The following is a 12,338-nucleotide window of genomic DNA, read 5'->3' on the forward strand; positions in this document are numbered from 1 at the left end:
GGCCGGGTCGCGGAGTCCGCCGACTCCCCGGCCCGGCCGGTCACCTCCCGAGGCCGCTCACTTCTCGAAGCCGACGTTCTCCCAGACGATGTCGGACAGGCCCTGCGCGCCGATGTTGGCGAGGTTGGCGCGGGCGCCGTACAGCTGCGGCCGCTGGTAGAGCGGGAGCATCCCGGCGACCTTCCACAGCTCGGCGTCGGCCTGGTTGATGGCCTCGGAGGCGGTGGCGGCGTCGGGCGCCGCCGCGGCCCGGTCGAGGGCGGCGTCGACGGCCGCGCTGCCGGTGCCGGAGTGGTTGTTGCCGCTGTTCTGGGCGAAGCTGGCGCGGCTGCCGCTGGCGGGGAAGGGCGTGCCGAGCAGCGCGTACGTGGCGATGTCGAAGTCCTGCCGGTTGACGTACCTGTCGAAGAACTCGTTGGCGCCGGCCTGCACGGTGGTGACCTTCACGCCGACGTTCCTGAGCATCCCGGTGACGGCCGCGGCCTCGTTCTGGGCGGTGGCGACGCCGGCCGGGACGACCATCCGCAGGTTCAGCTCGTGGCCGTCCTTGTGGCGGACGTCGCCGTCGAGCTTCCAGCCGGCCGCGTCGAGCTTGCGGCGGGCCTCGGCGGGATCGTAGCGGCTGAGGCCGAGCGAGTTGTCGCGGTAGGCGTTCTGGTTGGCGACCAGCAGGTGGTTGTTGAGCGTGGCGGGCGGCCAGTCCAGGCCCTTGAGGTCCTCGCGGGTGATCGCGTCCCGGTCGATCGCCTGGAACACGGCCTGGCGCACGGTCGCGTCGGTGAGCAGCGGGCTCCGGCCGTTGAGGGTGAGCTGGCGGAAGTCCGGCCCGCCGGCCCGCCGGACGACGGCGCCCTTGGTGCGCTTGACGGCCTCGTAGCCGGCCACGTCCGGGCCGTTGTCGAAGAGGTCGATCTCGCCCCGGCCGAAGGCGGCGGCCTTTGCCGAGGGGGTCATGGCGTGGAAGACGATCCGGTCCAGCAGCGGCTTGTCGCCCCACCAGGCCGGGTCGGCGACCAGGGTGACGGTCTGCGCCGCCGGGTCCAGCTTCTCGACCTTGAACGGGCCCGCGGTGACCGGGATGGCGTCCAGGTAGGCGGTGTTGAACAGGTCCGGGGTGGCCACCTTGCTCGCCGGCAGCAGCGGGGCGTTGGCGGCACCGTTGAACATCGACTGCCACTCGGAGAACGGCTGGTCGAAGGTCATCACGGCCTGGAAGTCGTCCTTGCCGCGCTCGACCGAGGAGACCAGTTCGAACCCGGTGCTGCCGGAGGACCTGAACGCCGGGTCCTTGCCGTTCATCGCGCGCCAGTCGGCCTCGATGTCGCGCCAGGTGATCGGGGTGCCGTCGGACCAGTGGGCCTTCGGGTTGAGCGTCCACACGACCACCTGGCGGCCGTCCCTGAGCTCCGCGTGGGCCTCCTGGAGGTAGGCCGGGTTGACGGTCTGGGTGCCGGCCGCGTCGGAGCGGAAGAAGGTGGGCAGCAGCGGCTTGGTGACGCTGCCCGTCGAGGACTCGGTGCCGTCGGCGTGGACCGGCGACCACTGGTGGGAGAACTGCGTGATCGCGAGGTTCAGCGTGCCGCCCTGGCGCAGCTGGGCGCGGTCGCGCGGGTTGACGTCCGTCGCCGTGAACTTGGGCGACTGCGGGGCGGACGGCGGGGCGTCGCCGGCCGGGTCGTCCGCCTGGGACGCGCACGAACAGAGCGTCAGCGAGAGCGAGAGCGCGGTGAGGCCGGCGAACAGGGCCGTCCGGTGGTGGAGGCGGCGGCCCATTGGCGTGCTCCCGAGGCGGATGTGACGGATGGTGTGGCGTCACATCTTGGCGACCGGGACGGGAGTTGTCGAGGGGCGGGCCCGCTGTCTTCGTCGAAGAGGGGGCGGGCCCGCCCCACGGTGGTGCGGGGATCAGGCGACGGTGAACTTGAAGGTGCGGTCCTTGTCGCCGCTCTTGTCGAGCAGCGGCGTGAGCGCGTCGGCGACGTCCTGCGCGGTGATCGCCGCGGACTGGCCGTTCTTCTTGATCTTGACCTTGTCGAAGACGCTGCCGAGCTGGGCGCCCAGCGCGTCCATGTCCCACTTGGGCACGATCTTGCCGGAGGCGTCCGGGACGAGGGTGAGCGTCTTGGCGGCGGTCAGCTTGCCGAAGTTCCAGGTCTTGGCGCCGGCCTGGAGGTGGATCTGGCCGCTGACCGCGGACTTGCCGAGGCCGTCCGCGGCGGCCTGCAGGGCCTGGGCGGAGACCTTGGGCTGGGCGGCCGTGACGTTCAGCGCGATCGGCTGGTCGGGCTTGCCGGCGGCGCGGTCGCGGTAGGCCTGCTCGACCACGGCGACGGCGCTCGCCGAGTCCAGCGCCTGGCCGGCCTTGCCGGCCACGACGACCGGGTCACCGGAGTCGCTGAACTTGACGTAGCCCTCCTGGAGGCCCTGGCCCGAGCCGGCGGCCAGGCCGTCCAGTGCGGCCTTGAGCTTGGCCCGGTCGACCTTGACCTCCGGCGCGACGTTCTTCGTGCCGCCCTTCAGCGACTTGATGACGTCGACCGGGCTGTAGCTGTGCTGGGTGAGGCCGTCCACGGTGGCCGTGGTGTCGAAGGCCAGCCCGGCGACGGTCGGGTCCAGGTCGACGGCCTGGTCGCCGATCTTCAGCTTGAGCGGCTGCTGGCCGGCCTTGCCGACCGTCTCGTCGAGCTGGTGGATGGCCTGGTCGCGGTTGTTGCCGCCGATGTCGGTGCCGAGCACCACGGTGCCCTTGGGGATGTCGGACTGGTTCAGCATCAGGCCGGTGCCGTACGCGGCGGCGCCGAGGAACAGGATGCCGCCGATGCCGTAGACGCCGAGCTTGACGATCTTCTTGCCGCCGCCCTTGCTCTTGCCCTTGCCCTGTGCCTTGGCGGGCGCGGCCTTCGCGGGCTCCGGCGTGGCGGCGGGCGCGGGGGCCGGCAGCGGCGTGACCTCGGTGGCCTCCGCGTCGCGGCCGGGCTGCTGCGGGCGGGCCGGGGCGGTGCTGAACGGGTCGACGAGGGCGGCCTTGCCGCCCGGGGCGCCCGGGGCACCGGGGAAGAGGCCGCCGGGGGCGGGGGTGGCGAACGCGTCCTGGCCGGGCGCGGCGGGGCGCTGCGCGGCGAACGGGTCGGCGCCGGTGGGCGCGGAGGCGAACAGGCCCGGCTGCTGGCGGCCCTCGCCGGGGCGCGGGGCGCCGTTCTGCGGGGCGCCGTCGCGGGGCAGGCCGGGTATGGCGGCCGACGGGGGCACGTCCTCGCGGATCGGCGCGAAGCCGTCCACGGAGGTGCCCTCCGGCTCGGCCGCGCCGGCCGGGAAGGGCTGGGCGCCCTGCGGGCCGCGGTTCTGCGGGCGGCCGTTCGGGGTGCCGGGACCCTGGGGGCCGCGGTTCTGCGGGCGGCCGTTCGGCGCACCGGCGCCCTGCGGGCCGCGGTTCTGCGGGCGGCCGTTCTGCGGGCCGCGCGGGCCGGCGGGGGGCGTCGGGGCGAACGGGTCGGCGACGGGCGCTGCGGCCTCGTACACGCCGGGCTCCTCCGACTGGCCCTCCGGGCCGCCGAACGGCGAGGCGGACGCGCCGGACGCGCCGGACGGGCGCGGCGCGGGGGCCGGGCGGCCGTTCGGCCGGGCGCCACCCTGGCCGGGACGGGCTCCGCCGGGCTGGGCACCGTTCGGGTGCGCACCGTTCGACTGCGGCTGGACCTGCGGCTGGACCTGCGACTCGGCGTCGGTCCCCGGCGCACCCGCCGGGACCGCGGCGGGCGCGGACTCGGCGGGCGCCGGCGCGGCCTTCTTCTGCCGCGGCCGGAACCACGCACCGGTCGACTCGGACTCGGAGGTCGCCGGCGGGATCGGCGGGATCTGCCACTCCGGCGGCAGGTTCGGCGGCGTGGCCGTGCGGCCGCCGCCCTCCATCACGCCGAGGACGGGGGAGGAGGGCGCGGAGCGGTGGCGCGGAGCGTCCGCCTCGGGGGCGGGCGCCGGGGCCTCGTCGCCGGGGCCCTCCTCGTTCTTGACGGTGCTGCGGACGACGACCGGCGGGATCGGGCGCGAGCCGGGGATGTTGATCCGGACCCGGGTGGTCAGGGTGGTCTCGGTCTTCGGGGCCTCGTCCTCGCCGCCCGCCGCCGCGCCCTGGGCGGCACCGCCACCGGACCGGTCGCCGCCGGGCAGTCCCGGTGTGCCGTAGGGCGGGGTGCCCGACGGGTAGGCGTCCGGGCCCGTGCGCCGGGGCGTCGGGTGGGCGTTGTCAGATTCGCGGCTGCTCAATGCTGCTCTGCTCCGGGTTCGCGGGCGGGCCGTGCGGCGCGACCGCGGTTCGTGGTCGCCGGGCCTGGGGCGGGCGGCGGTCGGGTACGGCGTTCTGCGGCACCACCATACTGGGAAGAACTGAGCGGTGAACGGGTTCGGACAGATCCCGATACGTCCGGTTCCTCCGGTATGAGAGTACGGCCGTGCGGTCCTGACTGCTCGTTGTGCGCGGTACCGTACGCGCTGCACCCCCGGGTTCAGCGGGGCGGGTTGGGGACCCCGGGGAACCAGCTGGTGCGGGTGGGCAGGGTGGCGCAGATCACGCCCAGGATCGAGCCGACGAACATCCAGGCGAGCGACGTGCCGTTGGTCCACAGCACGGTGTCGCCCTCCGCCCGCGGCACGATGACGAGCACCAGGGCGACGAACCAGCCGGCCGCGGGCAGCGCGGCGCCCAGCCGGGTGCCGGTGACGCGCAGTCCGCCGTAGAAGGTGGCGGCGGTCGCGCCGAGTGCCAGCAGGACTCCCACGGGCGGCCACAAGGCCTGCACAAAGGATCCGCAGACCGAGACCGCGAAACCGAGCAGGAGGAACAGGACATACGCCGCGAACCGCGCGAGGCGCGGGGGTTGAGGCTCGGCCAGGCGCTCCTCCCGGGTGCCGAGGACGGCGGCGGCGAGCGGGCGGCGGGGGGCCCGGGGCGCCTTCCCGTCGGCGGGCTCGGCCGGCTTGCGGTCGGCGGGCTTGTTCATCGGGTGCTCTCCTCGGCGGTCGCCGCGGCGTCTTCTCCGGAGTTCCCTGCCGCGCCGTCGCCCGCGGCGCGGTCGTGGCCCAGGCCGGCGAACAGGTCGTCCTCGGGCCGCCCGGGTCCGGCCTGGCCGCGCACCAACTGGTAGTACTCGGTGGCGAGCAGCGGCTGGCCGAGGTGGTTGGAGAGCGCGAACGAGGCGCCGTCCACGGTGATCTGGGTGGCGTGCGCAGCCATCGCGACGGCCTTGCGCCCGGCGTACGCGGTGCCGTCCACCGCGGTCGTGACCACCGCGTCGTCCACCACCCCGGGGACGTCCGACGGGACGGCCGTGCCGGGGAAGGACGCCCGGGCGGCGGTGGCGGCGAGCCCGGCCTCGATCACCGAGCGGGGCATCCGGTTCCAGTACACCTTGGCGATCCGCCAGGCTGGGCCGAGCTCGGGGCGGTACGCCGGGTCGGCCGCGAGGTCGTACGCGCGCATCGCGACCCGGTGCGCCTGGATGTGGTCCGGGTGCCCGTAGCCGCCGTTCTCGTCGTACGTGACCAGCACCTGCGGCCGCACCTCGCGGACCACCGGGACGAGGTGGCCGGCCGCCTCGTCCACGTCGGCCCGCCAAAAGCAGCCGGGCGCGTCGTTGTCGGGCACGCCCATCATCCCGGAGTCGCGGTAGCGCCCGGGGCCGCCGAGGAAGCGGAAGTCGGTGACGCCGAGGGCACTCATGGCCTCGCTCAGCTCGCCGATCCGGTACGCGCCGAGGGTGTCGTCCCGATCGGCCGTCAGGTGGGCCAGCCCGGGGGGGATCACCTCGCCGCCCTCGCCGAGGGTGCAGGTCACCAGGGTGACGCGGGCGCCCTCGGCGGCGTACCGGGCCATGGTGGCGCCGTTGCCGATCGACTCGTCGTCGGGGTGGGCGTGCACCAGCAGCAGGCGGCGTCCGGTAGTCGAGGTCATGGGAGGAAGCCTAACGACCGGCCGGGCGGGGGTGTGTGCGTGCGGGGGCGTGGGGGTCCTCAGAGCTTCAGGCCGTTGATCATCCCGGCGAGGTTGCTGGTGAGCTGGCTGATCGACGGGGCGATGGAGCTGGACGCCAGGTAGAAGCCGAGCAGCGCGCAGACGATCGCGTGCGCGAGCTTCAGGCTGGAGCGGCGGATCAGCACCACCACGATGACCAGCATCAGCATGGCCGCCGAGATGTTCATAGCCATGTCGGCTCACACCCCTTCTCGGGTGCGCCACCCCTGGGGAGGGCGGCGGTCGGACCGTGTGGGACTCGCGGCCGGGCGCCCGGAGGCCCGGGACGGGGGGCCCGGCGATCAACCGCGTGATCAGTCTTACCCGATGGGTGAGCGGAGCATGACGTTCGGTGAGGCCGCGCGCCGGGGTGCGGCGGCACTCGTGGGGCGCATGGGCCGGTCGGAGGGGGTGCGGACCACTTTGGGGCGTACTTCCCGACGATGCTCCGAACGAGTGATCAAAACGCTCCCGGCAGCGCGCGTCCGAGGTCGTAGGGTCTGGTGCCATGACCTCCCACACCCCTGCGGACACCTTCCCCCGGCAGTACGCGCGGACCCTGCGCTACACCGTCGGCGCGCCCCGGTCCTTCTCCGTCGCGCCGGACGGCTCCCGGGTCGTCTTCCTGCGCTCGCGATCGGGCGGCGACCGGGCCAACCTGCTCTGGACCCTCGACACCGCCACCGCCGAGGAGCGGATCGCCGCCGACCCGGCCGTCCTGCTCGGCGGCGGCGAGGAGGACCTCTCCCCGGCCGAGAAGGCCCGCCGCGAGCGCAGCCGCGAGGGCTCGGCCGGCATCGTCGGCTACGCCCTGGACACGGCCGGCCGACTGGCCGCCTTCGCCCTCTCCGGTCGCCTGTTCACCGCCGACCTCGTCACCGGCGCCACCGCCGAACTCCCCGCCGAGGGGCCGCTGCTGGACCCGCGGCCCGCCCCGAACGGCGCGTACGTCGCGTACGCCAACACCGCCGGCGAACTGCGGCTCACCCGCGCCGACGGCACCGGCGACCGGGCCCTCGCACAGCCCGACGGCCCGAACGTCACCTGGGGTCAGGCCGAGTTCATCGCCCAGGAGGAGATGAGCCGCGACCGCGGCTTCTGGTGGTCCCCGGACAGCGACCGCCTGCTGGTCGAGCGCGCCGACGACACCCCGGTGCGCCGCTGGTGGATCGCCGACCCGGCCAACCCGGAGCGCGAGCCCGCCGAGGTCGCCTACCCCGCCGCCGGCACCGCCGACGCCGAGGTCGGGCTCTGGGTGTTCGACCTGGACGGCGGCCGCACCGAGGTCGTCTGGGACCGCGCCGCCTTCCCGTACCTCGCCCGGGTGCACTGGTCCAGGGGCGGCGTGCCGCTGCTGCTCGTCCAGGCCCGCGACCAGCGCAGCCAGCGGATCCTCGGCCTCGACGTGGCCACCGGCACCACCGAGGTGCTGGTCGAGGAGCACGACGACACCTGGCTGGAGCTGTTCCAGGGCGTCCCGGCCTGGACGCCGGACGGCAAGCTCGTGCGGATCTCGGACATCGAGGGGGCGCGCGAAGCGCATCCTGAGAAGGGTGGTGGCGGGCGACGGGAGGGCGGAGCGCGTGCGCTGGTGATCGGCGATCAGGCCGTCACCGGGGACGACCTGCACCTGCGCTCCGTCCTGGCGGTCACCGACGACGAGGTGTTCTTCACCGCCTCCGGCGGCGCCGCGGAGACCGACCCCGAGCCCGGCTGGGTCGCGGTCGGCCGGATCAGCCACGACGGCAAGCGGCTCGGCTGGGAGTCTTCCAACGGCCGCCCGTTCACCTCCGTCACGACCGCCGTGCACGCCGCCGGCATCACGGTCCGCGCCACCGCCGAGCCCGACCTGCCCGGCACCCTCGTCCAGGTCGCCCGGGACCTGCCCGAGGGCGTGGTCGTCGACGACATCGCCACCATCGCCTCGTACGCCGAGACCCCGGTCATCGCCGCCCGCCCGGTGTTCCGGTTCGCCGGTGAGCGCCGCATCCCCGCCGCCGTCTTCCTCCCCACCGGCTACGACCGCGAGCGGGACGGCCTGCTGCCCGTCCTCATGGACCCGTACGGCGGCCCGCACGGGCAGCGCGTCGTCCAGGCGCACAACCCGCACCTCAACTCGCAGTGGTTCGCCGACCAGGGCTTCGCGGTCATCGTCGCCGACGGGCGCGGCACCCCCGGGCGCAGCCCGGCCTGGGAGAAGTCGATCGCCTTCGACTTCGCCGGCGCCACCCTGGACGACCAGGTGGACGCGCTGCAGGCGCTGGCCGAGGAGTTCCCGCTCGACCTCGGCCGGGTCGCCGTCCGCGGCTGGTCCTACGGCGGCTACCTGTCCGCGCTCGCCGTGCTGCGCCGCCCGGACGTCTTCCACGCGGCGGTGGCCGGAGCGCCGGTGACCGACTGGGAGCTGTACGACACCCACTACACCGAGCGCTACCTGGGCCACCCGGCCGAGCGGCCCGAGGTGTACGCGGCGAACTCGCTCACCGGGTACGCGGCCGGGCTGGAGCGCCCGCTGATGATCATCCACGGGCTCGCGGACGACAACGTGGTGGCCGCCCACACCCTGCGGCTGTCCTCCGCCCTGCTCGCCGCCGGCCGCCCGCACACGGTGCTGCCGCTGTCGGGCGTCACGCACATGACGCCGCAGGAGGAGGTGGCGGAGAACCTGCTGCTGCTCCAGGTCGACTTCGTGAAGCGCTCGCTGGGGATGTGACGCCGGCACCGTCAACCACCCCTGACGAACACTCCTGACCAGGGGTTTCGGCGGCCGGTGCCCCTGACGGGGGTACCGGCCGCCGGCATGACATCCGTCATACGGAACGCACGACGGCGGACACTGCCGCCGTACCCGGCCCGCGCGGGACTCTGTGGTGGTGCGAACAGCACCGACCGCGTCACCGGACGCGACACCACCAGGGGAGAGGAGCGGGGCGATGGGCACCGAGGTGGCCGCCTTCCGCGGCGTCGGCAAGAGCTACGGGCGGGTGCGGGCCGTCGACGGCCTGGATCTCGTGCTGCGGCCGGGCGAGACCGTCGCCCTGCTCGGGCCGAACGGCGCCGGCAAGTCCACCAGTCTGGACCTGCTGCTCGGCCTGCGCGAGCCCGACCGGGGCAGCGTCTCGCTGTTCGGCGGCAGCCCGCGCGAGGCGATCGCGGCCGGCCGGGTCGGCGCGATGCTGCAGAGCGGCGGGCTGATGGCCGACGTCAAGGTCCGTGAACTGGTCAAGCTCGCCTGCGACGTGCACCCGCGCGGCCGGTCGGTCACAGGGGTACTGACCGACGCCGGGATCACCGAGCTGGCCGAGCGCCGGGTGGACAAGCTGTCCGGCGGCCAGGAGCAGCGGGTCCGCTTCGCCCTGGCGATCGCCGGCGACAGCGACCTGATCGTGCTGGACGAGCCCACCACCGGCATGGACGTCAGCGTCCGGCAGGCGTTCTGGGCGAGCATGCGTGCGCAGGCCGACGCCGGGCGGACGGTGCTGTTCGCCACCCACTACCTGGAGGAGGCGGACTCTATCGCCGACCGCGTCCTGGTCCTGCACCGCGGCCGGCTGATCGCGGACGGCAGCTCCGCCGAGATCAAGGCGCGCGCCGGGGCCCGCCGGGTGGCCTTCGAACTCCACGACGTGGATGGCGGGTTCGAGGAGTCGCTGCTGCGCACCCTGCCAGGCGTGCAGTCGCTGGACGTCAGCGCCCGGGTGCCGGGCGTACGGACGGTCCGGATCCGGACGGCGGACGCCGACGCGAGCGTCGCCGGGCTCTACCGGGCGGGCCTGTACCCGCGCGGGCTGGAGGTCACCGCCCTGGGCCTGGAGCAGGCCTTCCTGACCATCACCGGCGAGCAGGACCACCAGGACGCCGAGCACCAGGACGCAGTGAAGGAGACCGCGCGATGACCACCCTGATCCAGCTGGAGGTCCTGCGGACCCTCCGCAACAAGCGGTACCTGCTCTTCACCGTCGCCTACCCGGCGCTGATGTACTTCTTCTTCATCCACGTCTACGACTCGACCAAGCCGGCCGGCGGCCTGCCGGTGAAGACCTACTTCATGGTCTCGATGGCCACCTTCGGCGCGGTCGGCGCGGTGCTCACCGGCAGCGCGCAGCGGATCTCGCTGGAGCGCAAGAGCGGCTGGGTGCGGCAGCTGCGGCTGACCGCGCTGCCCGGCCGGGCGTACACCGCCGGCAAGATCGCCGCGAGCGCGGTGACCACGCTGCCGGCGATCCTGGTGGTGTTCGCGGTCGGCGCCAGCCAGGGGGTGTCGCTGAGCGCGGCGCAGTGGGTGGGCCTGGCGCTGGCCCTGTGGCTGGGCAGCTTCGTGTTCGCGGCGCTCGGGGTGGCGCTCGGGTACGCGGCGGCGCCGGACTCGGTGCAGACCATTGTGATGATCGCCTACATGCTGATGTCGCTGTTCGGCGGGACGTGGTTCCCGGTGAGCGGCTCGCTGGAGAAGTTCGCGCAGTTCAACCCGGTGTTCCTGTACAACAAGCTGGCCACCTTCACCCAGCCCGGGCACTCGCTGGACACCGTCGCGGTCGCCGGTCTGGCCGGCTTCCTCGCGGTGTTCGTCACGGCCGCCGCCGTGCTGTACCGGCGCGACACCCGCCAGGCATGATGATCCACATGGACGACACGCGCCGCACCCACCGCACCGACGAGCAGCCGGAGGCGGGTGCGGCGCGCCCGTCGTTGTCGTTCATGAACGCCCCCGGCTCCCCGGTGGAGACCAGGCGGCAGATGGTGGTCAAGGTCGCCTGGATGCTGATGTGGATGCTCTACCTGGCCTACCCGGCGGGCGATCTGGTGCGCGGCGGCCACGGCGTGGGCGCCCAGGTGTTCGGCTGGACCTGCCTCGCGGTGTTCGTGGTCGCCTACGTCATGCTGGTGATCTTCCGCTCGATGGCGGGGATGAAGCCGCGGGGCTGCCAGGCGATCGTCGCGACGATGATCGTGCTCGCGGTCGCCGCGTCCGTCGGCCTGGGCGAGTCCTTCCTGACCCTCTTCATCTACGCCTCGGTGTGCCTCGCGATCATCACGCCGACGCGCCACGCGCCGCGCGCGCTCGTCGGCATGGCCGTGCTCACCGCCGGGACCGGCCTGGTCGTCCACGCATCCGCGGACAACATCACGACCTTCACGCTCAGCGCCTTCCTCTCCGGCATCGCGATGACGGGCATGCAGCGGCTCATCGCCACCATGAAGGAGCTGCGCGAGGCAAGGGCCGCCGTCGCACACCTGGCCGCTTCCGAGGAGCGGCTGCGGCTCGCCCGCGACCTGCACGACCTGCTCGGGCACTCGCTGTCGCTGATCACCCTGAAGAGCGAGCTGGCCGGGCGGTTCATGGACGCCGGCAAGGACGAGGCGGCGCGGGCGCAGGTCGCCGACATCGAGCAGGTGGCGCGGCAGTCGCTGATCGACGTCCGGGAGGCGGTGACCGGCTTCCGCCGGCCCACCCTGCCGGTCGAACTCGCCGCCGCCCGAACCGCGTTGGCCGCGGCGCAGGTGCAGCTGGAGGCCGCGCCGGAGCTCGTCGACACCTGGCCGGGCCTGGCCAACGAGGAGTCGGGCGCGCTGGCCTGGGCCCTGCGCGAGGCCGTCACCAACATCGTCCGCCACGGCGAGGGCGCCACCGTCTGCACCGTCACCGCCGACACGGCCTGGGAGGGGAGCGGCGATCGGTACGCCGTCCTGGAGATCGCCGACGACGGCCGCGGCCCGGGCAAGTCCAAGCCGGGCAACGGCCTTTCGGGCCTGGAGGAGCGCCTGTCCCTGGTCGGCGGCCGGCTGGAGACCGGTCCGGGCATCCGCGGCAAGGGCTTCCGGCTGCGGGCCGTGGTGCCGCTGCGCGAGGTCTCGGCGCCGGTGACGAACGCGCCGTAGCCGGAACCCGGACGGCCGGCCGGACGTCGTTGCGGACATGGCCACCGTTCTCGTACTCGGCATCGACCCGCACACCGTCCCCGGCATGGACGGTGACACCCTGCGTGCCGGCCTCGACGCCGAACTCGCCCGCTTCGCCGACCACGGCATCGACGCCGCCATGACGCTCGTCGCCCTCGACGAGAGCGCCGCGCCCGCGCTCGTCGCGGCCCTCGGAGAGCGGGAGTGGGACGTCGTGGTGATCGGCGGGGGCATCCGCAAACCCGAGCCGCTGCTCACGTTCTTCGAGCACGTGGTCAACCTCGTCCGCCGGCACGCCCCGAAGGCCGCCCTCGCTTTCAACTCCAGCGGCGGCGACAGCGTCGAGGCCGCCAAGCGCCACCTCTGACCGGAGCGGGAAGAGGACCCCGGCGTCTCCCCCCGCGGGAGGCGCAGGCCGGTCCCCCTCTAT

Annotated in this window: 10 protein-coding genes; 5 read left to right on the forward strand and 5 right to left on the reverse strand. The window is 74.0% G+C overall.

Annotation, left to right across the window (positions count from 1 at the left end; genetic code table 11):
- Positions 1 to 57: 57 nt before the first annotated feature.
- From ACWCXH_RS02400 to ACWCXH_RS02420, 5 genes are all read right to left on the reverse strand, one after another.
- A complete protein-coding gene (locus tag ACWCXH_RS02400; RefSeq protein ID WP_449799446.1) occupies positions 58 to 1,773 on the reverse strand; it encodes an ABC transporter family substrate-binding protein in 1,716 nt (571 codons plus the stop codon).
- A 132-nt stretch (positions 1,774 to 1,905) separates the two neighbouring features.
- A complete protein-coding gene (locus ACWCXH_RS02405) occupies positions 1,906 to 4,263 on the reverse strand; it encodes a hypothetical protein (RefSeq protein ID WP_449799447.1) in 2,358 nt (785 codons plus the stop codon).
- A 239-nt stretch (positions 4,264 to 4,502) separates the two neighbouring features.
- Positions 4,503 to 4,997, reverse strand: a complete 495-nt coding sequence (locus ACWCXH_RS02410) for a DUF6113 family protein (RefSeq protein ID WP_449799448.1) — start codon at positions 4,995 to 4,997, stop codon at positions 4,503 to 4,505.
- Positions 4,994 to 5,947, reverse strand: coding sequence for an N-acetyl-1-D-myo-inositol-2-amino-2-deoxy-alpha-D-glucopyranoside deacetylase (gene mshB, locus ACWCXH_RS02415; protein ID WP_449799449.1), 954 nt, complete (start codon positions 5,945 to 5,947; stop codon positions 4,994 to 4,996). The genes ACWCXH_RS02410 and mshB overlap by 4 nt, the downstream gene beginning before the upstream one ends.
- A 59-nt stretch (positions 5,948 to 6,006) precedes the next feature.
- Positions 6,007 to 6,201 carry a DUF2304 domain-containing protein gene (locus ACWCXH_RS02420; protein WP_449799450.1) on the reverse strand — a complete coding sequence of 65 codons (195 nt, stop codon included), beginning with the start codon at positions 6,199 to 6,201 and terminating at the stop codon, positions 6,007 to 6,009.
- A 314-nt stretch (positions 6,202 to 6,515) separates the two neighbouring features.
- Here ACWCXH_RS02420 and ACWCXH_RS02425 point away from each other — a divergent pair, with 314 nt between their 5' ends.
- From ACWCXH_RS02425 to ACWCXH_RS02445, 5 genes are all read left to right on the forward strand, one after another.
- Entirely contained in the window at positions 6,516 to 8,720 is a 2,205-nt protein-coding gene (locus tag ACWCXH_RS02425) for an alpha/beta fold hydrolase (RefSeq protein WP_449799451.1), read from the forward strand.
- Positions 8,721 to 8,940: 220 nt separating this feature from the next.
- Complete coding sequence (locus ACWCXH_RS02430) at positions 8,941 to 9,903, forward strand: ABC transporter ATP-binding protein (RefSeq protein ID WP_449799452.1); 963 nt, start codon at positions 8,941 to 8,943, stop codon at positions 9,901 to 9,903.
- On the forward strand, positions 9,900 to 10,622 hold the full coding sequence (locus ACWCXH_RS02435; protein WP_449799453.1) for an ABC transporter permease: 723 nt from the start codon (positions 9,900 to 9,902) through the stop codon (positions 10,620 to 10,622). The genes ACWCXH_RS02430 and ACWCXH_RS02435 overlap by 4 nt, the downstream gene beginning before the upstream one ends.
- A gap of 8 nt (positions 10,623 to 10,630) precedes the next feature.
- Positions 10,631 to 11,887 (forward strand): sensor histidine kinase, encoded by a 1,257-nt coding sequence (locus ACWCXH_RS02440; protein WP_449799454.1) that lies wholly within the window; start codon positions 10,631 to 10,633, stop codon positions 11,885 to 11,887.
- Between the two features lie 37 nt (positions 11,888 to 11,924).
- Entirely contained in the window at positions 11,925 to 12,275 is a 351-nt protein-coding gene (locus tag ACWCXH_RS02445; RefSeq protein WP_449799455.1) for a hypothetical protein, read from the forward strand.
- Positions 12,276 to 12,338 lie beyond the last annotated feature (63 nt).

The organism is Kitasatospora sp. NPDC001660, from assembly GCF_053596725.1.

What these genes read in the sequence shown, in the direction of transcription:
- ACWCXH_RS02400 (WP_449799446.1), bottom strand. Translation starts at nt 1,773, where the DNA reads ATGGGCCGCCGCCTCCACCACCGGACGGCCCTGTTCGCCGGCCTCACC.
- ACWCXH_RS02410 (WP_449799448.1), bottom strand. Translation starts at nt 4,997, where the DNA reads ATGAACAAGCCCGCCGACCGCAAGCCGGCCGAGCCCGCCGACGGGAAG.
- mshB (WP_449799449.1), bottom strand. Translation starts at nt 5,947, where the DNA reads ATGACCTCGACTACCGGACGCCGCCTGCTGCTGGTGCACGCCCACCCC.
- ACWCXH_RS02420 (WP_449799450.1), bottom strand. Translation starts at nt 6,201, where the DNA reads ATGGCTATGAACATCTCGGCGGCCATGCTGATGCTGGTCATCGTGGTG.
- ACWCXH_RS02425 (WP_449799451.1), top strand. Translation starts at nt 6,516, where the DNA reads ATGACCTCCCACACCCCTGCGGACACCTTCCCCCGGCAGTACGCGCGG.
- ACWCXH_RS02430 (WP_449799452.1), top strand. Translation starts at nt 8,941, where the DNA reads ATGGGCACCGAGGTGGCCGCCTTCCGCGGCGTCGGCAAGAGCTACGGG.
- ACWCXH_RS02435 (WP_449799453.1), top strand. Translation starts at nt 9,900, where the DNA reads ATGACCACCCTGATCCAGCTGGAGGTCCTGCGGACCCTCCGCAACAAG.
- ACWCXH_RS02440 (WP_449799454.1), top strand. Translation starts at nt 10,631, where the DNA reads ATGGACGACACGCGCCGCACCCACCGCACCGACGAGCAGCCGGAGGCG.
- ACWCXH_RS02445 (WP_449799455.1), top strand. Translation starts at nt 11,925, where the DNA reads ATGGCCACCGTTCTCGTACTCGGCATCGACCCGCACACCGTCCCCGGC.